The following is a 20,301-nucleotide window of genomic DNA, read 5'->3' on the forward strand; positions in this document are numbered from 1 at the left end:
CTCAGCCCTCCGCCCCGAAGCCACGGCTTTTCAGCCAGCCGGCCGCGCAGCCCTTGGCGAGGGCGCGCACGCGGCCGATGTAGGCGGCTCGCTCGGTCACGGAGATCACCCCGCGCGCGTCCAGCAGATTGAACCGGTGCGACGCCTTCAGGCACTGGTCATAGGCGGGCAACGCCAAACCGGCGTCCAGCAGCCGGGCGCATTCCGCTTCGGCGTCGGCGAAGTGCCGGAACAGGGCCTCGGGATCCGCGTGCTCGAAATTGTGGGCGGAGTATTCCCGCTCCGCCTGGAGAAACACGTCCCCGTAGGTCACGCCGGCGCCGTTGAAATCAAGATCATAGACGTTCTCGACGCCCTGGATGTACATCGCCAGCCGCTCCAGCCCGTAAGTCAGTTCCAGTGACACCGGGTCACAGTCGAACCCGCCCACTTGCTGGAAATAGGTGAACTGCGAGACCTCCATGCCGTCGCACCAAACCTCCCAGCCCAAGCCCCAGGCGCCCAGGGTCGGGCTTTCCCAGTCGTCCTCGACAAACCGGATGTCGTGTTTCAGCGGGTCGATGCCCAGCACCCGCAGGCTACCCAGATAGCGCTCCTGGGCATCGGCCGGCGAGGGCTTCATGATGACCTGGAACTGGTAATAGTGCTGCAGGCGATTCGGGTTTTCGCCGTAACGGCCGTCCGTCGGCCGCCGCGACGGCTGCACGTAGGCGGCGCTCCAGGGCTCCGGCCCCAGGGCACGCAACGTCGTGGCCGGATGAAAGGTGCCGGCGCCGACCTCCATGTCGTAGGGCTGAAGGATCACGCATCCCTGATCGGCCCAGTAGGACTGGAGCCGGAGAATCAGGGATTGGAAACTGGGCGGCGCGGCGGGCGCGGCGTGGTTCATGGAGGTCTCGCTGGCGCGGAAAAATCGACAGTGTGGCGCGGGCACGCTAGCGGCGCCCCCGGGACCGGTCAAGCCGGGGGTGACGCGGCGGGTTCCGCGTCATTGCTTTGTCATACCACGTTCGGCGCCGCGGTGGTCGCCGCCGGAACCGCCAGCGGCAGGGTGAAGCGGAACGTCGCACCCTGGTTCTGGCCAGGAGACTCCAGCCAAATTCGGCCGCCATGACGCTCGACGATACGCCGACAGATGGCCAGGCCCATGCCGGTACCGGTGTCCGCCTCGTCGCCTGTCTTTCGCAGGCGCTGAAACACGCCGAAGACCCGCTCGTGGTTGTTGGGATCGATGCCAATGCCGGTATCGCTCACGCTGACGGTGACCGAATCTTCGTGCCGTTCCCAGGATACCGTAATGATGCAGTCTCCATCGGGACGCCGGTAGCGGACCGCGTTGCCGATCAGGTTCTGAAACAGACTCGTGATCTGCCGGCGGTCAGCCATGACCGTCGGCAGCGGATCCGACACGCGAAGGCTTGCATCGGCCTCCGACAGGACAGCACGTAACGTGCCCATCGCGAGTGCCATGGCCTCCTCCAGGGCAACCGGTTGCGGCTCCAGCGCACGGGAATCCAGCCGGGCATAGTCCAGCAGGCCGTGGATCATGGATCGCATGCGGGTGGCGCCATCGACCGCGAAACCGATGAACTCGCGCTCATCGTCCCCCAGTCGGTCGCCAAGGCGACGTTCCAGCAGGCCGAGAAAGCTGGTCACCAGACGCAAGGGTTCCTGCAGGTCGTGAGAGACGGCGGCGGTGAAGTCGCGCAGGTCGGCGTTGCGGTGCTCCAGCGCTACTGCGTACCGCTCCCGGTCGGTGACGTCGAACAGGCTGAGGTTCAGGTATCGGCGCGGGGTCCCATCCGGCGCGGAGACATCCAGCGCCCCGACATGAACGGACATCCGACGGAGCGACCCGTCGGCGCGCCGATGGGTCAACTCGACCGGCCCACCGTGTTCTTTGGCGGCCTCGCGCAGGAGAGCCAGAGGATCGCAGTCATCCGAGCCGGACGGCATGATCAGGTCGCCCAGGGACAGGCCCGCCAGGGCCGCCGGCTCATGACCGTGAAAGCTGGCGGCCCTGGCATTGGCGTTGACGATCACGAACGACGCCGGATCCACGAGCAGTTCGGAGACCGGGCTGGCGTCGAACATCTGGCGGAACAGGGTTTCGCTGTGCCGCAAGGCGTCCTCGGCGCGCTTGCGTTCCGAAATGTCCCGCATGACCCCGAAATAGCCCGACAGCCGCCCCTCGGAGTCGCGATGCGGATAGACCGTCAGTTCAACCCACAGCCGCTCACCCCTCGCGTTGAGCAGCCGCATTTCGTGGCAGGCCCGGCCGGTTTGCTCGCCCGCGCATTCCCGGGCGATGCGGTCCATCCAAGCTGATTTCAGGGCCGGGATGCTTTCTGGAGCGCACAATTCCAGCGCGTTGCGCCCGAGCAGCTCCGGCGTGCCGAGCCAGTCGATCAGGGCCGCGCCGCCTCCGATGTACGTCAGGGAGAGGTCGGGGGCGGCATGCCAGATCACATCGCTGGTGTTCTCGGCGATCTCGCGGAATTTCTCCTCGCTGGCGCGCAACGCCTGCTCGGTTCCCTTGTGGCGGGTGACGTCGATGATGCAGGTCACCAGGATATCCTCGCCCTGCCATGTGGCCGCCTGGAAGGAGCCGATGCAGTCGATCCGCGTGCCGTCTAAGCAGACAACAGGAAACTCCGCGTCACGAAGGCCTCCATCCCGGGCGATGTGCTCCAGGAACGTCGCGCGAAGTCCGGGATCGGCATAGAGTTGGGTCGCCCGGAGATCGGAGTCCTTCTTGTCTTCCGGAATGCCCAACAGGGCCTCAACATGCCTGTTCCGGGCCAGGAAGCGCCCTTCGGCCCGCGTCGTTATAGCGCACGGCACGGGGACGGCATCCACGAGCATACGCAACTGCGAGATGTCTCCATCAAGAGCCAGGACAGGCATGAGGGGTTCTTGCCTTTATTCAGTTGATCGCGAATGCGTAGAGCAACCGACATCAGAAATCAACCTAACGACTGCAATCAATTCGGTGCGAATTATTGTTACAGCTCATACCTTTGACGCGTGCCTATCCGGTTAGGGCAGACACCTACTACATCTAGATACACCCGCGTATTCGCTTGACGCATACCCGTCCCCGGCGCAGGGTTTCTGCATGAAGCGGATACGGAGCGACCATGGACGTCCTCGACCAAGCCGAACTTCCGTTCCCGGAATCCCTTCCGGAGTTCCAACGACTGTTTCCCAACGACGCGGCGTGCGCCGCCTACTTGGAAAAGGCCCGTTGGAGAGAGGGTTTCGTGTGCCCGCACTGTGGCGTTGTCGCTGAGCCGTTTCGTATCGCCACGCGACCGGGCATCTTGCAATGTCGGACCTGCCGCCGTCAGACCGGGCTTCTGGTTGGCACCGTGATGGAGCGCAGCCACACGCCGCTCAGCGTATGGTTCTGGGCGGCCTATTTGGTCGCCAGCCAGACGCAGGGCATGTCTGCGGTTCAGTTTCAGCGGCAGCTTGGCCCCTGACGCGATATGAAACCGCCTTTGGCATTCTGCATAAGCTCCGGGCGGGTATGGTGCGCCCTGACCAAGACCGGATTGGCGGCAGGGCTGGGGAGCATGTTGAGGTGGACGAAGCCTACGTTGGAGGCCGCACGCGCGGCGAAGGCCGTGGCGTCCACCACAAGACGCTGGTGGCCGCGGCCGTCGAAGTTCGCCACCGGGGGCCGGGCACGGCGCAGGACAAGCGAAAGGATGGTCGCTATGCCGGTCGCGTCCGACTGTCCATCGTCGAAGACCGTAGCGCCGAATCGTTGACCGGATTTGTCGAGGCTGCCGTCATGCCGGGGACGCTGATCATTACCGACGACTGGAACGGGTATGCCAGCCTGAGGAAGCGGGGCTACGACCACCACGCGATTGCTGAATGCGGTGACCCGGAGGTGGCCGAGGAGTTCCTGCCGATCATCCATCTCGTCTTCTCGAACCTGAAGACGTGGCTCAACGGCATCCATCACGGGGTCAGCGCCAAGCATCTGCAAGCCTACCTCAACGAATTCACGTTCCGGTTCAACCGCCGCTTCTACCCGTTCAACGCCTTCCGCTCGCTGCTCGGCATCGCTGGCGGTGTCGAGTCCCCGACCTTCGCCGAGCTATATTCCGGTCAATGGGTGCACCCTACATGTAGGGGGTGCGTGCGTTAACCGGATAGGCACGCTTTGACGTTGGCTGAAGACCATGACCGGTCTTCTTCCCGAACGGCCTACGACGCCGGGCGTTCACCCTTCCGGTAAGGGCCGAAAGCCGTCAGTGCGGCCATGTCCTCGCCCACCATCTGCCGTTCCTGCTCGACGAAGCGGGCGACGGCATCGCGAAACCCCGGATCAGCGATCCAGTGCAGGCTGTGTGTGGCGCGGGGCAGGTAGCCGCGCTGCACCTTGTGCTCGCCCTGGGCCCCGGCCTCGACCCAGCGCAGGCCGTGCGCAATGGCGTGGTCCATGGCGCGGTAGTAGCATGCCTCGAAATGCAGGAACCGATAGTCGGCCAGACAACCCCAGTTGCGCCCGTACAGCGACTCGCCGCCCCGAAGGTTGAGCGCGCCGCAGACGTCGCGGCCGGTGGCATCCTCGGTCCCCATGATGAGAACCACGCGGTCGCCCAGGCGCTCGCCCAACAGGTGGAAGAAGTCGCGGGTCAGGTAGGGCTGGCCCCATTTTCGATCCGCCGTTGACATGTAGAAGCGGAAGAAGGCGTCCCAATGCCGGGATCGCACGTCGCCGCCGGTTAGCGCCCGCAGCGCCACGCCCTGTGTGTTGGCCCGGTCGCGTTCCTTGCGGATGGCCTTGCGCTTGCGTGAGGCCAGTGTGTCCAGAAAATCCTGGAAGTCGCGGTAGCCTGGGTTTTCCCAGTGGTACTGCTGGCCCTGCCGGCGCAGAAAGCCCATCTCCTCGCCAAAGGTCGCCTCACCCTCGGTGGGGAAGGTGACGTGGATGCTGGACAGCCCGGCGCGGTCGGCCAGTTCCACCATCGCCACCAGCAGGGCGCGACGGAGCGCGTCCGGATCCGGCGCATCCGGCCGCACCAACAGGCGCGGCCCGGTCACCGGCGTGAACGGCACCGCGCCCTGAAGCTTGGGGTAATACTGCCCCCCGGCCTGATGCCAGGCGTTGGCCCAACTCCAGTCGAACACGTACTCGCCGTAGGAATGGCTCTTCAGGTACAGCGGCGCCACCGCCAGCGGCCGACCGTGACCATCGCGGATCAGCAAGTGCTGCGGGCGCCAGCCGGTGCCCGACCCGACCGAGCCGGAGTCCTCCAGCGCCGACAGAAAGGCATGGGAGACGAATGGATTATCTCCGCCTGCGCAGGCATCCCATTGGGCCGCGTCCACACCCGACAGGCCGGGCAGAACGGCAACGGCGTAGGACGGGGTCTCTGTCTCACGGGGGGCCGTGTCATGCGGTGTCATGGGCACGCGGACTCTGTCTCCGGATGGTGTCTCCGCGACAGCATGTGGGCCCGACACCGCCCGCCACCAAGGGCCCGCGCGGCCCCGGTCAGTCCGCCACCTCGACCATCGCGTCCACCTCCACCGGTACGCCCAGGGGCAGCGAGGCACAGCCGACGGCGGCGCGCGCATGGCGGCCGGCGTCACCGAACACCTCGACCATCAGGTCGGAGATCCCGTTGGCAACCTTGGGGTGATCGGTGAAGTCCGGTGTGGCCGCCACGAACACGCCCAGACGCACGATCCGCGTCACCCGTTCGAGGTCGCCGTTGCACACCGCCTTGAGTTGAGCGATCAGATTAACCCCGCACAGGCGGGCGGCGGCCTGTCCCTCCTCCAGCGACAGGTCGCGGCCCAGCAACCCGGTGAAGGCCGGCTTGCCGTCGGACAGCGGGATTTGCCCCGAGATCACCGCCAGATTGCCGGTTCGCACGGACGGCACGTAGTTGGCCACCGGTGCCGTGGCCTCCGGCAGCGTGATGCCCAAGGCGGTCAGGCGGTCCTCGATCTGTCCAGGCATGAAAAACCCCTTCGCTTCGCGTGGCTGCTGTATGGTACGTCAGGCGTGGGCCGGCCCGGAAAATGCCGGGCCGCGCCGTTCGTCCACAGACTTGGGGATCCGCCCGCCGTGAGCAAGCTCTCTCTGCCCAAGGACAGGATCAAGATCCTGCTGCTGGAGAATGTCCATTCCAATGCCGTCGAGTATCTCGATCGGCAGGGCTATGCCAACGTCACCCACCTGAGCACCGCGTTGTCGGGGGATGCCCTGAAGGACGCCCTGGCCGACACGCACATTCTCGGCATCCGCTCGCGCACCCGGGTCACGGTGGATGCACTGGCGGCAGCCGAAAAGCTGATCGCCATAGGCTGCTTTTCCATCGGAACGGATCAGGTGGACCTGCAGGCGGCCAAGATTCAGGGCATTCCGGTCTTCAACGCGCCCTATTCCAACACCCGCTCGGTCGCCGAGTTGGTGCTGGGCGAGATCATCTGCCTGTTCCGGGGAACGTTCGCGAAAGCCTGGGCGGCGCACGACGGCGGCTGGGAAAAGACCGCCGAGGGCAGCCACGAGGTGCGCGGCAAGACCCTGGGCATCGTCGGCTACGGCCATATCGGCTCGCAGCTTTCGGTGCTGGCCGAGGCGCTGGGCATGCACGTCGTCTATTACGACATCGTCGAGAAGCTGGCCATCGGCAACGCCGCCGCCCTGCCCTCCCTCGACGCCGTGCTGGAAACCGCCGACGTGGTCAGCCTGCATGTGCCCTCGTCGCCCCTGACCAAGGACATGATCGGGGCGCGGGAACTGGGCCTGATGAAGCCCGGCTCGTTTCTCGTCAATGCCGCGCGCGGCAACGTCGTGGACATCGACGCCCTGGCCAACGCGCTGCGCACCGATCATCTGGCCGGGGCGGCGGTGGACGTGTTCCCCAAGGAGCCCAAGGGCGGCAACGATGTGTTCGAATCGCCGCTGCGGGGCCTGCGAAATGTCATCCTGACACCGCATGTGGGCGGCTCGACCATGGAGGCCCAAGCCAATATCGGCACCGAGGTGGCCGAAAAACTGGTGAAGTACTCCGACAATGGCTCGACAACCGGCGCGGTCAACTTCGTTGAGGTCTCGCTGCCGAGTCAGGAGAACGTCAGCCGCTTTATGCACATACACAAGAACGTCCCGGGTGTTCTTAGTGCCATCAACGATATTTTCTCGTCGAGACGCATCAACATCGCCGGCGAATACCTGCGCACGGACAGTGACATTGGCTATGTCGTCGTGGACGTTGATCAGGAAATCGAAGCCGGCATGGGCATCCGTAAGGCCCTTGCGGCCATTCCGGGGACCGTTCGGACCCGATTCCTGCTGTAGACTCCAAGGGAGCCTTTCGTGTTCGACCTGACCACCTGGCTGGCCTATGTGGCCGCCTCCGCCCTGATCGTGGTCGTCCCCGGCCCGACGGTGACGGTCATCATCGCCAACAGCCTGCGCGCCGGTCCCATGGCCGGGCTGATGAACGTCGCCGGCACCCAGGCCGGGCTGATCCTGATGGTCGGCGTGCTGGCCGCCGGGCTGGAGACCATCGTCACCCAGGCCGGAGTCGTCTTTGATGTGCTGCGGCTGGTGGGCGCGGCCTATCTGATCTGGCTGGGCGTGAAGATGTGGCGTTCGGACGGGCGGCTGGGACAGGCGGAAGCCGTGTCGGCGCGATCCCATGCTAGTTATGCGTGGCAGGGGTTCCTGGTGATCTGGTCGAACCCGAAGGCGCTGCTGTTCTTCGGCGCCTTCATCCCGCAGTTCGTCAGCCCCGAGGGCAATGCCGCCGTCCAGGTCGTGCTGCTGGGCCTGACGTTCATGGTGGTGGCGCTGCTGCTGGATGGGGCCTATGCGGTCGCCGCTGGCAAGACCGGGGCGCTGCTGTCGCGCCGCAACGTGCGCTGGCTGGAGCGGATCTCGGGCTCGTTCCTGATCGGCGGCGGGGTCTGGCTGGCGTTGAGCCGACGCGCGGCGTGATACGAAGCCCGGATGATCCATTCGAAAAAATGTGTAGGTTGGGGTGAGCGTAGCGAACCCCAACATCGGCCGCGAAGTTGGGGTTTGGCGCGATGCGCCTCACCCCAACCTACGGGCCGCCGGCCACCGCCAGGGACTCAATCAGGCGGTCTCCGAATGATCAGGACTTGCGCGGAAATCCCCGTGTGAGTCGGTCCACGAGGGCATCCGGCAAGGCACCCGCCAGCCAACCGGCGAACGCCATCGGCCACGGAAACGCAATGCGCCCCTTGTTGCGCGCCAGCCCGCGCCGGATGATGTCCGCCGCCCGGTCGGCGTCCATCAGGAACGGCATGGGAAAGCGGTTGGCGTCGGTCATCGGCGTGCGGACGTAGCCGGGGCAGATCACCGACACCCGCACCCCGTCGGCCGCCAGCCAGCCGCGCAGGCCCTCGCCCCAGACCTTCACCGCCGCCTTGCTGGCGCAATAGGCGGGCGCGCCCGGAAAGCCCCGGAACCCGGCAATCGACGCCATGAGGGCGATCTGCCCCCGGCCGCGCGTGCGCATCGTCGACAGGACCGGCTGCACGGTGTTCAGCACCCCGGCGAGGTTCACGGCGAAAATGTCGCGGGTCTGGTCCTCCGGCTCCTCACCCCCGCCGGTGCCGCCGGAAATGCCGGCGTTGGCGATGAGCAGGTCCAGGGGCGCCGACTCGTCGGCCGCCCTGACCCAGGCGGATGTTTCTTCGCGGTCGGTCACGTCGATGCGGGCGATCTCGACCGCCGCGCCGCGCTTGCGGCAGTCCTCCGCGACCGACTCCAGCCGGTCAAGGCGCCGCGCGCCCAGCACCAGGGACACGCCGGGCGCCGCGTATACAACAGCCAGCACGGCGCCCAGTCCACTGGACGCGCCGGTGATGAGAATACGGGAAGGAACGGCAGGGCGACGTGTCACGAAAGACCTCGTGACTTAAGGGCTTGGCCGGACGAGCGACCGGCGGGGCGGGTCCGAAGACCCCCGACTGCCCCCCAGCCGGCTGCCCACGGGGAATGCATACGATTTTCCATGCTTTGCGACAATCTGGTGGATCGGCATATGACGTTCGGCCAGGGATGATTCTTGTATTTGTCTACGCGCCACCGAACAGGCCCGACCGTGCGGCGGTCACCGCGCCGGCCGGCCCGTCTTGGCGGGGCCTTTGCGGCGCCGCCCCTTGCCCTTGCCGCCCTTAGTGTCGGCTTCCGCCCGACGCACGGAGGCCAGCAACGGATTCGCCCCCTCGCCCTCCCCGGCCCCGGCCACGCCCAGTTCCATGGCCTCCAGGCGCTGGATTTCGTCGCGCAGCCGGGCGGCCTCCTCAAACTCCAGGTCGGCGGCGGCGGCGCGCATCTTCTTGTCCAGGTCGGCGATATAGCTGCGCAGGTTGTGACCGATGAGGTGCTGCTCCTCGGCCATGCCGGCCTGCACGGTGACATAGTCTTTCTCGGTCACGCTCTCCAGCACATCGGAGATGCGCGCCCGCACGCTGGCCGGCGTGATGCCGTGTTCGGCATTGTAAGCCTGTTGCTTTTCGCGCCGCCGGTTGGTTTCGTCGATGGCGTAGCGCAGGCTTTCAGTGATTTTGTCGGCGTACAGCAGCACCCGGCCGTCCACGTTGCGCGCCGCGCGGCCGATGGTCTGGACCAGCGAAGTCTTGGAGCGCAAAAAGCCCTCCTTGTCGGCGTCCAGGATGGCCACCAGGGCGCATTCCGGGATGTCCAGGCCCTCGCGCAGCAGGTTGATCCCCACCAGGACATCGAAGGCGCCGATGCGAAGGTCGCGGATGATCTCGATGCGCTCCAGGGTGTCCACGTCGGAATGCATGTAGCGCACGCGGATGCCCTGTTCGGCGAGGTATTCGGTCAGGTCCTCGGCCATGCGCTTGGTCAGGGTGGTGACCAGCACGCGCTGGCCCTTGGCGGCGCAGTCCCGCGCCTCGGCCAGCAGGTCGTCCACCTGATGCTCAACCGGGCGGACGATGCACACCGGATCGATCAGACCCGTGGGACGGATGACCTGCTCGGCGACGACGCCCCCCGTGCGCTCCAGCTCCCAGGCGCCCGGCGTGGCCGAGACGTAGACCGACGGGGGCCGCATGGCGTCCCATTCCTCGAACTTCAGCGGTCGGTTGTCCACGCACGACGGCAGCCGGAAGCCATACTCCGACAGCGTACTCTTGCGCTGGAAGTCGCCCTTGAACATGCCCCCGATCTGCGGAACGGTCACATGGCTTTCGTCCACGAACAACAGGGCGTCCTCGGGCAGGTATTCGAACAGCGTCGGCGGCGGCGCGCCGGGCGGCCGGCCGGTCAGGTGGCGGCTGTAGTTCTCAATGCTCTTGCAGTGCCCGGTGGTCTCGATCATCTCCAAATCGAACATCGTGCGCTGTTCCAGGCGCTGGGCCTCCAGCAACTTGCCGGCGGCGTGCAGGGCCTCCAGTTGTTCCTTGAGTTCGACCTTGATGGTCCTGACCGCCTGCGACAGGGCGGGGCGCGGCGTCACATAGTGGCTGGCGGCATAGACCGTCACTTCACCAAGGCCGGCCGTGCGGGCGCCGGTCAGGGGATCGAACTCGGCGATGTCCTCGATCTCGTCGCCGAACAGCGACAGCCGCCATGCCCGATCCTCGTAGTGCGCCGGAAAGATCTCGATGGCATCACCGCGCGCCCGGAAGGTGCCACGCGTAAACGCAATATCGTTGCGTGTGTACTGCAACTCGACGAGGCCCTTCAGCAGGGCGTCGCGGTCGATCTCCTGCCCCTTGCGCAGACCGATGACCATCCGAGAGTACGACTCGACGGCGCCGATGCCGTAGATACAGGACACCGAAGCCACGATGATGACGTCGCGGCGTTCCAGCAGCGCCCGCGTCGCCGCGTGGCGCATGCGGTCGATCTGCTCGTTGATGCTGGAGTCCTTCTCGATGTAGGTGTCCGTCTTCGGGACATACGCCTCGGGCTGGTAGTAGTCGTAGTAGGAGACGAAATACTCCACCGCGTTCTCGGGAAAGAACTGCGTCATCTCCCCGTAAAGCTGGGCCGCGAGCGTTTTGTTCGGCGCCATGATGAGCGCCGGGCGGCCCGCCGCCTCAATCACCTTGGCCATGGTGAAGGTCTTGCCGGAGCCGGTCACACCCAGAAGGACCTGATCGCGCTCGCCCCCGCTGACGCCGCCGCTCAGTTCGGCGATGGCCTTGGGCTGGTCGCCAGCGGGAACATAGTCGGAGGCCAAGCGAAATTCCGCGCGCGGCCCGGCGGGCTGGCGTTCATAGACAGGCAGGATGAGGGGCGCGGCGCTGGAACTCATGGCCCCCAGAATAGGCGTCGTGGCCACGCCCGCCAAGGCCTCCCCAGGAAAATCAGGGCGCCGTCTCCAGCCGCTCGATGGGCACGCCCGGTTCCATCTTGGCGGTGCGGATGCCCAGCGCGGACTTCACGTGCGCCACGTTGGGCGCCGCCGTCAGGTTGTTGGTCAGGAACTGCTGATAGTGATCCCAGTCATGGGCCACGATCTTGAGCAGGAAATCGGTTTCGCCGGCCAGCATGTGGCACTCGCGCACTTCCGGCCATTCCCGCACCAGGGCCTCGAACGCCTTCAGGTCGGTTTCGGCCTGACTGTTCAGCCCGACATGGGCGAAAACGGTGACATGATAGCCGAGGGCGAGGGCATCCACTTCGGCGTGATACCCCTTGATGAACCCGGCCTCTTCCAACGCGCGCACGCGGCGCAGACAGGGCGGTGCCGAAATCCCCGCACGCTTGGCCAGTTCGACGTTGGTCATGCGTCCGTCAGATTGCAGATCGGCCAGGATGGACCTGTCCACATGGTCCAGTTTCACACGGTGCATGCGAGCCGAGGGGTCGAGAGTGGGGAAAAAGATGTGAAATGAAATTACAAGCCACCGAACCGTGGCGCAATGGATAATCGCTTCGTCACGCAAACGTCTCGGTCAGACGCCCGGTCCGCTGGCATCCGGCGGTAGGATGCCCATGTAAGCGATGCGGATGCGGAATCATGGCGGCCCGAAGCCGGTTGGGGGTTGCGCTTCCGCCATCTGTCGCTATGTTGGAACCGTTCTAAACAAAGGGCGCGGCGACAGGGTGGCTCTGGTTCGGCGACGACCGCCCCGGAGCCGGAGGCCGCATGGCCCGGTGAGAAAACGCCAAGAGATCACACGGTGCATGTCGGCACCCGAGGCACCGATCCTGATAGGGAGATAGAGACATCATGACCGAGACTGCGGAGACCATCGGCAACCTGATCGGCAAGCCGGCGCCAGACTTCACCGCGCCGGCCGTCATGGGCGACAATAGCATTGATGACGCCTTCAATCTCAAGTCCTACATCGGCGGCTCGTATGCCCTGGTGTTCTTCTGGCCGCTGGATTTCACCTTCGTGTGTCCGTCGGAAATCCTGGCCCACGATCACCGCATGGCCGAGTTCGAGGCCCGGGGCGTCAAGGTGGTCGGTGTTTCCATCGACAGCCACTTCACCCACCTGGCCTGGAAAAAGACCCCGCCGGAAGACGGCGGCCTGGGACACGTCAAGTTCCCCATGGTGGCCGACCTGACCAAGGACATTTCGCGCGATTTCGGCGTGCTGCTGGACAACAGCGTGGCGCTGCGCGGCTCCTTCCTGATCGACAAGGCCGGCAACATTCGTCACTACGTCATCAACGACCTGCCGCTGGGCCGCAACGTGGACGAAACGCTGCGCATGGTCGATGCGCTTCAGTTCCACGAGGAGCACGGCGAGGTCTGTCCGGCCGGCTGGAAGAAGGGCGGCGCCGGGATGGAAGCCACCCCGGATGGTGTCGCCAAGTTCCTGTCCGAGCACGCCGACGAACTCTGAGTCCAGTCGCGCAAACCCGCCTTGACGGAAGGCGGATTGGACAACGGACGGGGCGCTCCCATGGGGGCGCCCCGTTTCCTTTGACCCGATTCCGCCTGTTTATTATGACTCCTGCATATGACTGAACGCGCCCCGAGGACACCGCCGGCCGCGCGCGGCGACGGTGGAATTCGGGCGCCACTCCATAAGGAAAGCAACAATGGCAGAGTATCGGACCAAGGTCCTGGTTGTGGGCTCCGGCGCGGCGGGCTGCACCGCGTCCATCTACGCGGCGCGTGCCAGCCTGGACCCCGTCATGGTCGCCGGCCTGCAACCGGGCGGCCAGCTGACCATCACCACCGACGTGGAAAACTACCCGGGCTTCGCCGATCCCATCCAGGGGCCGTGGCTGATGGAACAGATGCGCGCCCAGGCCGCCAACGTGGGCACCCGCATCTTCGATGACGTGATCGTCTCCGTCGATCTGTCGAAGCGGCCGTTCGTCTGCACCGGCGATTCCGGCGACACCTACATCGGGGACACGCTTGTGATCGCCACCGGCGCCAGCGCCAAGTGGCTGGGCCTGGACAGCGAGCGGACGTACTCCGGCATGGGCGTGTCCGCTTGCGCGACCTGCGACGGGTTTTTCTACCGCAACAAGGCGGTGGCGGTGATCGGCGGCGGCAACACGGCCGTCGAGGAAGCGATTTACATGACCAACCACGCCAGCAAGGTCACGCTGGTGCACCGCCGCGACAGCCTGCGCGCCGAGCGCATCATGCAGGAACGCCTGTTCGCCAATCCCAAGGTCGAGGTGCGCTGGAACAGCGTCGTGGACGAGATCCTGGGCGGCGGCATGCCGCCAGGCGTGACCGGGGTGCGCCTGCGCGACGTCCAGACGGGAGCACTGTCCGATCTGGCCGTCGACGGCGTGTTCATCGCCATCGGTCACAAGCCCAACACCGAACTGTTCACCGGCCAACTCGACATGGACGAGACCGGCTATCTCGTCACCGCGCCGGACAGCACCGCGACGAGCGTGCCGGGTGTGTTCGCCGCCGGTGACGTGCAGGACCATGTATTCCGTCAGGCGGTGACGGCGGCGGGGACGGGCTGCATGGCCGCGCTGGAGGCGGATCGTTTCCTTGTCACCAACGGCGCCTGACCGGCATCTCGATCCCCGAGCGGACGCACCGGGGGAGGCTTGCGGGAGAATCCGCGCCCCCGGCCCGCTTGTGCTTCCCCCGGGCGTCCGCATCGACTAGGCTCGTTGCGCCGGGATGGGCCGCCTGCATTGGAGCCAAGGCCCCTCCCGAGCGGACAATGGGCGCGGACTCCCGTCCGGGCCGGCAACACCGGGGCCAACCCCGGGGGACCAGGGAGGAACGGCGATGCCAGCGCGTGGAGGCGCGATGGATTGGGACAAGCTGCGCGTGTTTCACGCGGTGGCGGACGCCGGCAGCTTCACCCACGCGGGGGAGGCCCTGAACCTCAGCCAGTCAGCCGTCAGTCGTCAGATCAGCGGGCTCGAGGAGAGTCTTGGGGTCACCCTGTTTCACCGGCACGCCCGGGGCCTGATCCCCACCGAAGCCGGCGAGATGCTGTACCGCACCGTCCACGAGGTGTTCGCCAAGCTCGCCATGGTCGAAGCCAAGCTGGGTGAAACGCGGGAGCGACCCGAGGGTCCCTTGACCATCACCACGACCGTGGCCTTCGGCTCCCTGTGGCTGACGCCCCGGGTCAAGCGATTCCTGGAACGCTATCCCGAGATCGACCTGACCATCGTGCTGAACGACGGCGAACTCGATCTGGCCATGCGCGAGGCCGATGTCGCGCTACGCTTCATGCCGCCGCGCCAGCCGGATCTGGTGAAGCGCCAGCTCATCACCATGCATTACCACTGCTTCGCGGCGCCGGACTACATCAAGCAGCACGGCATTCCGCAGAAGCCGGAAGACCTGGACGATCACAACATCATCATCTACGGGGAAAAGTTCCGCCCCCCCGTGGAACGCATGAACTGGCTGATCGAAGCCGGGGCCGATCCCGCCAAGCCGCGCAAGCCCGTGCTGCGCGTCAACAACATCTACAGCATGTTCCGCGCGGTGCAGAGCGGCCTGGGCATCGCCGCACTACCGGACTATTTCAGCCTGGAGGCCGGGAACCTGGTGAAGGTGTTGCCCGACCTGCGCGGCCCCGAGGTGACGATCTACTTCGTTTATGCCGAGGAACTGCGCCACTCCAAGAAGGTCGAGGTGTTCCGCGACTTCCTGATCCGCGAACTGGCCCAGCGGCGGTTCTAGAGCCAATCCCGAGCGATCTGGACCGGATCGCGACGACGCGGTGCTTAACTGTGGGCGCGTTCCGCGCGGTTTGGCGCCCGCAAAGCGCCCTCGATCATACTTGGTCCGTCTGACTGGAGTGCGACCGTCGGGCGGCTGGCCATAGGACACCCGCCCGACGTGCGAATGCGAGGCCGTGAGGCCTGATCGCCCGGGTCGGTATCACCAACCCAAGCCTCAGGAAGCGGTTCAGACCGCGCGGACACCGGCCGTCGGTCACGGCAGGGATCGTGACCGATCCGTCAGGTCACGCAACGGCTATGAGCGTTCTTGCAATTCCCAAGAGGAGTCACACCCGCCTCTTCTTAAGTCGCATTTTTGACGCAATTACGTCCTTTCGTTGTAGAAAAAACTCGAACCCGATCCGGGTGTTCGCCCTGCGGGTTCGGAAGAGATTAACCGTGATTCCTGTATGTTTTTTTCCGACCAGCGTAAACTTGCTCGTTCGCCGCTTCGGCTTCGTTCAGGGGGGACCTCCGTTGCGATCCCTAAAATCGGCCATTCTATTGCCTTTCGTTGTTTTTGTGATCCTCCTGATCGTCGGCATATCGGGCGTGACCTATCTCGCCCATCAACGCGAGACCGAGGCTCTCTTGAGCCGCATGCGAACCGGCATCGAGGCCGAGTTCAAGCATGCCCTTGGCCAGGACGCCGAGATGCTGCGCGCGGCCCTCAGCGCCATTTCGCGCGACGCGCGCCTGATTGAGGCGTTCGAGCAGCGGGATCGGGATCGCCTGCTTGCCCTTGTCGCGCCGACGTACGCGGACCTGAACACGCACAACCGGGTCACGCATTTCTATTTTCACGGCCCTGACCGGGTGAATTTTCTCCGGGTCCACCAGCCGCCGCGACACGGCGACACCATCGACCGGTTTACCGCGCTGGGCGCCGAGCGAACCGGCCTGCCCACCTGGGGCGTCGAACTGGGGCCGCTCGGGACCTTCACTCTGCGGTTCGTGGTGCCATGGCAAACCGACGACCGCCTGATCGGATATCTGGAACTGGGCGAGGAAATCGACCACGTCCTCGCCAATCTGCGCGAACAGTTCGGCGTCGAACTGTTCGCGTTCATCGACAAATCATACCTGGACCGCACGGGATGGGAATCCGGCATGCGCATGCTCGGCCGGACGTTTGAATGGGATGCCTTGCCCAACGTGGTCCTGGCCAGCGAGACGGACACGGATCTGCCCCTGGATCTGCTCGATCCCACTGGCCCCACGGGGGCGGCCGACTCCCTTGAGCACGACGGCAGGACGCACGCGCTGTTCCGGTTCCCGCTGATGGACGCCGGCGACCGGCGGGTCGCGCACTTGGTCACGGCCCTGGATACCACAGCGCGCCGCGAAGACCTCGCCAGCACGATCCTGATCATCGCCGGAGCCAGTGTCGGTGGCGGCATCGCGGTGATCGTTCTGTTCTGGTTCATTCTCGGGCGGGCGGAAGCGCGCCACAGGCGGGCCGAGGCGCGGCAACTCCAGTTGGGCCGCATCCTGGATCTGGCCCACGAACAGGTCCTGCTGCTGGACGCCTCCAGTCTGGCAGTGCTCGAAGCGAACCGGGGCGCGCGGTCGGACTTGGGGTATTCGGACGAGGCGTTGAAGAGTCTGCTGGGGCCTGAACTCATTCTCCTGGACAGGAACAGCAACCTGGCCACCGAACTGGCCCCCCTGGTCCGCTCCGCCGAGCAGGTGCGAACCCTGGAGGGTAGCCTGCGCTGCAAGGACGGCTCGACGATGCCGGCCGAGTTCCGGTGCCAATATGTCGCGACCCACACACCGCCGGCGTTCGCGGTCATCGCCACCGACATCACCGATCGCCAGCAGGCCGAACGGGAACGCCAACTGGCCGTCACGGTGTTCCGCAATTCCGCCGAAGCGATGATGGTCACCAACGCGGACAACCTCATCATCGCCGTCAATCCGGCCTTCACCAAGCTGACCGGATATGAGGCGGAGGACGTCATTGGACGCAATCCCCGGCTGCTTTCGTCGGACCGTCACGACAAGGAATTCTACCGGAAGATGTGGGAGGGCCTGACCCAAACGGGCCATTGGCACGGCGCGGTATGGAACCGCCGCAAGGACGGCACGCTCTATGCCCAGCGGCTGGCCATCACGGCCATTCACGACCGCGACGGAACGGTCCTGAGCTATGTCGGTCTGCTTTCGGACGTCACCGAGGAAAAGCTGGAATCCGACCGGATCCGCCAGCAGGCCCACAAGGACGAAGTCACCGGCCTGCCCAATCGGCACATGCTGCTGGACAGCCTAACGCGGGCGCTGCACGCGCGGCGACGCGCCGAGGACACCCTGGCGGTCCTGTTCCTGGATCTGGACGGGTTCAAACCGATCAACGACACATATGGGCACGGCGCGGGAGACCTTGCCCTTCAGGAGGTGGCACGGCGTCTGGTGGCTGCCGTCCGAAAGGACGACGTGGTCGGCCGCCTGGGCGGCGACGAATTCGTCGTGCTGCTCAAGAACACCGGAGAGATCGGCAACGCGGAAGCGCTGGCACGCAAGGTCCTCGACACCTTCGCCGAGCCGTTCGATGTCGACGTGGCGCGGATGCCCATGGGGTGCAGCATCGGCGTCGCGCTGTCTCCGCTGCACAGCGCCGATGCGGAGGGCCTGCTGGCCGCCGCCGACCGCGCCATGTACCGCGCCAAGAGCGAAGGCAAGGGCACCTACCGCGTGTTCGATCCCGAGCAGGACGGCGACGGGCCGTGAGGGGAACGGGCGCACCCTAGGATCAAAATAGGCCCTCAAACGCCTGCACCCGCACAACCCCTTGATCCCGCGCCCCGCTTCGGCGCATTCTCGCACGCATGAGCACCACCACCCAGACCCCGCCTCCGCCGCCGCCCCCTGCCGGTGGGGAGATCCGCGACACGCCGTTGGCCGACGCGCTCGGCGAGCGCTATCTGGCCTATGCGCTGTCGACCATCGTCGCCCGCTCGTTGCCCGACGTGCGCGACGGCCTGAAGCCGGTGCATCGCCGCCTGCTGTACGCCATGCGCCAACTCAAGCTGGACCCGGAGGGCGGCTTTAAGAAGTGCGCCCGCGTGGTCGGCGACGTCATCGGTAAGTACCACCCGCACGGCGATTCGGCGGTGTACGAGGCCATGGTGCGTCTGGCGCAGGACTTCGCCGTGCGCTGGCCCCTGGTCGAGGGCCAGGGCAACTTCGGCAACATCGACGGCGATAACGCGGCGGCCATGCGGTATACCGAGGCCCGCCTGACCGCCGTGGCCCAGGCCCTGATGGAGGGACTGGACGAGAACGCCGTCGATTTCGGCCCCACCTACGACGGCGAGGAGGACGAGCCCCGGGTTATGCCGGCGGCCTTCCCCAACCTGCTGGCCAACGGCGCCCAGGGCATCGCGGTGGGCATGGCCACCAGTATTCCGCCGCACAATGTGGGCGAGATCTGCGACGCGCTGACGCTGCTGATCGACGACCGCGAAACGCCCATTGCGACCCTGGTTGAGCGTCTGCCGGGGCCGGACTTCCCCACCGGCGGCGTCCTGGTGGAATCGCCGGACGCGATCCGCGAGGCCTACGCCACCGGGCGCGGCGCCTTCCGTCTGCGTGCCCGCTGGGCGGTGGAGAAGCTGGGCCACGGCCTGTTCCAGATCGTGGTGACGGAAATCCCCTATCAGGTGCAGAAGGCCAAGCTGATCGAGCGCATCGCCGACCTGCTGACCAACCGCAAGCTGCCCCTGCTCGGCGATGTGCGCGACGAATCGGCCGAGGACGTGCGCATCGTCCTGGAGCCGCGCGCGCGCTCCGTCGATCCGGCGACGCTGATGGAACAGCTCTTCCGCCAGACCGAGTTGGAGGTGCGCGTCGGCCTCAACATGAACGTGCTCGACGCCGACGGTGTGCCCCGCGTGATGGATGTGCGCGAGGTGCTACTGGCCTTCCTCGACCATCGTCACGACGTACTGGTGCGCCGCACCCGCCACCGGCTGGACAAGATCGCCCACCGGCTGGAGGTGTTGGGCGGATACCTCATCGCCTACCTGAACCTCGACGAAGTGATCCGCATCATCCGCGAGGAGGACCACCCGAAACCCGTGCTGATCGACACCTTCGACCTGACCGACGTCCAGGCCGAGGCCATCCTCAACATGCGGCTGCGCAGCCTGCGCAAGCTGGAGGAGATGGAGATCCGCAAGGAGCACGAAGCCCTTTCGGCGGAGCAGGCGGACTTGCGGGATCTTCTGGCGGACCCGGCGCGGCGCTGGGCGCGCATCGGCGAGCAGGTGGCCAAGATCCAGGAGGACTTCGGCGGCCATACGGAGCTTGGCCGCCGCCGCACCGAACTGGGACCGGCCCCCGGCGTCGTCGAGGTGCCGATCGAGGCCATGGTGGAGCGCGAACCGATCACCGTGATCCTATCCCGCATGGGGTGGATCCGCGCGCTCAAGGGCCACCCGGAGGACATCGGCGACCCGCGCTTCAAGGACGGCGACAGCCTGCATACCGTGATCCGCGCGCAGACCACGGACAAGCTGCTGCTGTTCGCCTCCAACGGGCGGTATTACACCATCGCCGGGGACCGCATCCCGCGCGGGCGCGGCTTCGGTGACCCGGTTCGGCTGATCGTGGACGTGCCCAACGACGCCGCGCTGGTCGGCCTGCATGTGCATCGGCCGGGCGCGAAGCGGCTGCTGGCGGCGTCGGACGGGCGCGGCTTCGTGGTCGAAGAGGGCGAGTGCGTCGGCCAGACCAAGGCCGGCAAGCAGGTGCTCACCCCGGGGCAAGGCGCGGTGGCGGTGACCAGCCGGCCGCTCGATCCGGGCGGGACGGCGGGCGACCATGTGGCCTGCGTCGGCACCAACCGCAAACTGCTGATCTTCCCGCTGGATCAGGTAGCCACAATGGTGAAAGGACGCGGCGTAACGCTCATGCGGCTGAAGGACGCCGCGCTGTCGGATGTGGTGGTGATCCGGTTGGCGGACGGGCTGAGCTGGCCCAGCGGCGAGCGCACCCGCACGGAAACGGACCTGTCCCCGTGGCTCGGCAACCGCGCCGGCGCCGGCAAGCTGCCGCCGCGCGGCTTCCCCAAGGACAACAGGTTCGGGGGCGGCTGAACGCCCCCGAACTTGGCGTCTTCGCCCGGCGGTTCGA

The 20,301-nt window shown here is 66.0% G+C and carries 14 protein-coding genes and 1 pseudogene; 8 read left to right on the forward strand and 7 right to left on the reverse strand.

Going from position 1 to position 20,301, the window contains the following annotated elements; translation table 11 throughout:
• Position 1: 1 nt before the first annotated feature.
• Positions 2-889, reverse strand: coding sequence for a glycine--tRNA ligase subunit alpha (locus BLS85_RS03240; RefSeq protein WP_092781935.1), 888 nt, complete (start codon positions 887-889; stop codon positions 2-4).
• Between the two features lie 110 nt (positions 890-999).
• The gene (locus BLS85_RS03245) at positions 1,000-2,907 is read right to left on the reverse strand and encodes a sensor histidine kinase (protein WP_092781938.1); all 1,908 of its coding nucleotides are present in this window, start codon (positions 2,905-2,907) and stop codon (positions 1,000-1,002) included.
• A gap of 233 nt (positions 2,908-3,140) precedes the next feature.
• Here BLS85_RS03245 and BLS85_RS03250 point away from each other — a divergent pair.
• Positions 3,141-4,162: pseudogene (locus BLS85_RS03250) on the forward strand (IS1595 family transposase).
• 59 nt (positions 4,163-4,221) lie between these two features.
• Here BLS85_RS03250 and BLS85_RS03255 read toward each other — a convergent pair.
• Together BLS85_RS03255 and BLS85_RS03260 are read right to left on the reverse strand one after the other, a co-directional pair.
• Positions 4,222-5,427 (reverse strand): GNAT family N-acetyltransferase, encoded by a 1,206-nt coding sequence (locus tag BLS85_RS03255; protein WP_092781941.1) that lies wholly within the window; start codon positions 5,425-5,427, stop codon positions 4,222-4,224.
• A gap of 88 nt (positions 5,428-5,515) precedes the next feature.
• On the reverse strand, positions 5,516-5,986 hold the full coding sequence (locus BLS85_RS03260; RefSeq protein WP_092781944.1) for a RidA family protein: 471 nt from the start codon (positions 5,984-5,986) through the stop codon (positions 5,516-5,518).
• Positions 5,987-6,094: 108 nt separating this feature from the next.
• On the opposite strand from BLS85_RS03260, the gene serA reads away from it, so the two are divergent.
• Together serA and BLS85_RS03270 are read left to right on the forward strand one after the other, a co-directional pair.
• Complete coding sequence (gene serA / locus BLS85_RS03265) at positions 6,095-7,330, forward strand: phosphoglycerate dehydrogenase (protein WP_092781947.1); 1,236 nt, start codon at positions 6,095-6,097, stop codon at positions 7,328-7,330.
• Positions 7,331-7,348: 18 nt separating this feature from the next.
• Positions 7,349-7,972 carry a LysE family translocator gene (locus BLS85_RS03270; RefSeq protein WP_092781950.1) on the forward strand — a complete coding sequence of 208 codons (624 nt, stop codon included), beginning with the start codon at positions 7,349-7,351 and terminating at the stop codon, positions 7,970-7,972.
• 160 nt (positions 7,973-8,132) lie between these two features.
• On the opposite strand, the gene BLS85_RS03275 is transcribed toward BLS85_RS03270, so the two are convergent.
• From BLS85_RS03275 to BLS85_RS03285, 3 genes are all read right to left on the reverse strand, one after another.
• Positions 8,133-8,906, reverse strand: a complete 774-nt coding sequence (locus BLS85_RS03275) for an SDR family NAD(P)-dependent oxidoreductase (protein ID WP_092781953.1) — start codon at positions 8,904-8,906, stop codon at positions 8,133-8,135.
• Between the two features lie 210 nt (positions 8,907-9,116).
• Positions 9,117-11,297, reverse strand: a complete 2,181-nt coding sequence (gene uvrB, locus BLS85_RS03280) for an excinuclease ABC subunit UvrB (RefSeq protein WP_092781956.1) — start codon at positions 11,295-11,297, stop codon at positions 9,117-9,119.
• Positions 11,298-11,349: 52 nt separating this feature from the next.
• The gene (locus BLS85_RS03285) at positions 11,350-11,838 is read right to left on the reverse strand and encodes an Lrp/AsnC family transcriptional regulator (protein WP_092781959.1); all 489 of its coding nucleotides are present in this window, start codon (positions 11,836-11,838) and stop codon (positions 11,350-11,352) included.
• A 380-nt stretch (positions 11,839-12,218) separates the two neighbouring features.
• Between BLS85_RS03285 and BLS85_RS03290 the strand changes: the two genes are divergently transcribed.
• From BLS85_RS03290 to parC, 5 genes are all read left to right on the forward strand, one after another.
• A complete protein-coding gene (locus BLS85_RS03290) occupies positions 12,219-12,842 on the forward strand; it encodes a peroxiredoxin (RefSeq protein ID WP_092781962.1) in 624 nt (207 codons plus the stop codon).
• A gap of 199 nt (positions 12,843-13,041) precedes the next feature.
• Positions 13,042-13,986: a thioredoxin-disulfide reductase gene (gene trxB, locus BLS85_RS03295; protein ID WP_092781965.1), complete on the forward strand. Its 945-nt coding sequence runs from the start codon at positions 13,042-13,044 to the stop codon at positions 13,984-13,986.
• Between the two features lie 226 nt (positions 13,987-14,212).
• Complete coding sequence (locus BLS85_RS03300; RefSeq protein WP_425438459.1) at positions 14,213-15,124, forward strand: LysR family transcriptional regulator; 912 nt, start codon at positions 14,213-14,215, stop codon at positions 15,122-15,124.
• Positions 15,125-15,717: 593 nt separating this feature from the next.
• Complete coding sequence (locus tag BLS85_RS03305; RefSeq protein ID WP_176793314.1) at positions 15,718-17,895, forward strand: diguanylate cyclase domain-containing protein; 2,178 nt, start codon at positions 15,718-15,720, stop codon at positions 17,893-17,895.
• A gap of 98 nt (positions 17,896-17,993) precedes the next feature.
• The gene (gene parC / locus BLS85_RS03310) at positions 17,994-20,264 is read left to right on the forward strand and encodes a DNA topoisomerase IV subunit A (protein WP_092781974.1); all 2,271 of its coding nucleotides are present in this window, start codon (positions 17,994-17,996) and stop codon (positions 20,262-20,264) included.
• The last annotated feature ends 37 nt before the right edge of the window (positions 20,265-20,301 follow it).

The sequence above is a fragment of the Rhodospira trueperi genome (assembly GCF_900101965.1).
In the GTDB taxonomy this organism is placed as follows: Bacteria; Pseudomonadota; Alphaproteobacteria; order Rhodospirillales; family Rhodospirillaceae; genus Rhodospira; species Rhodospira trueperi.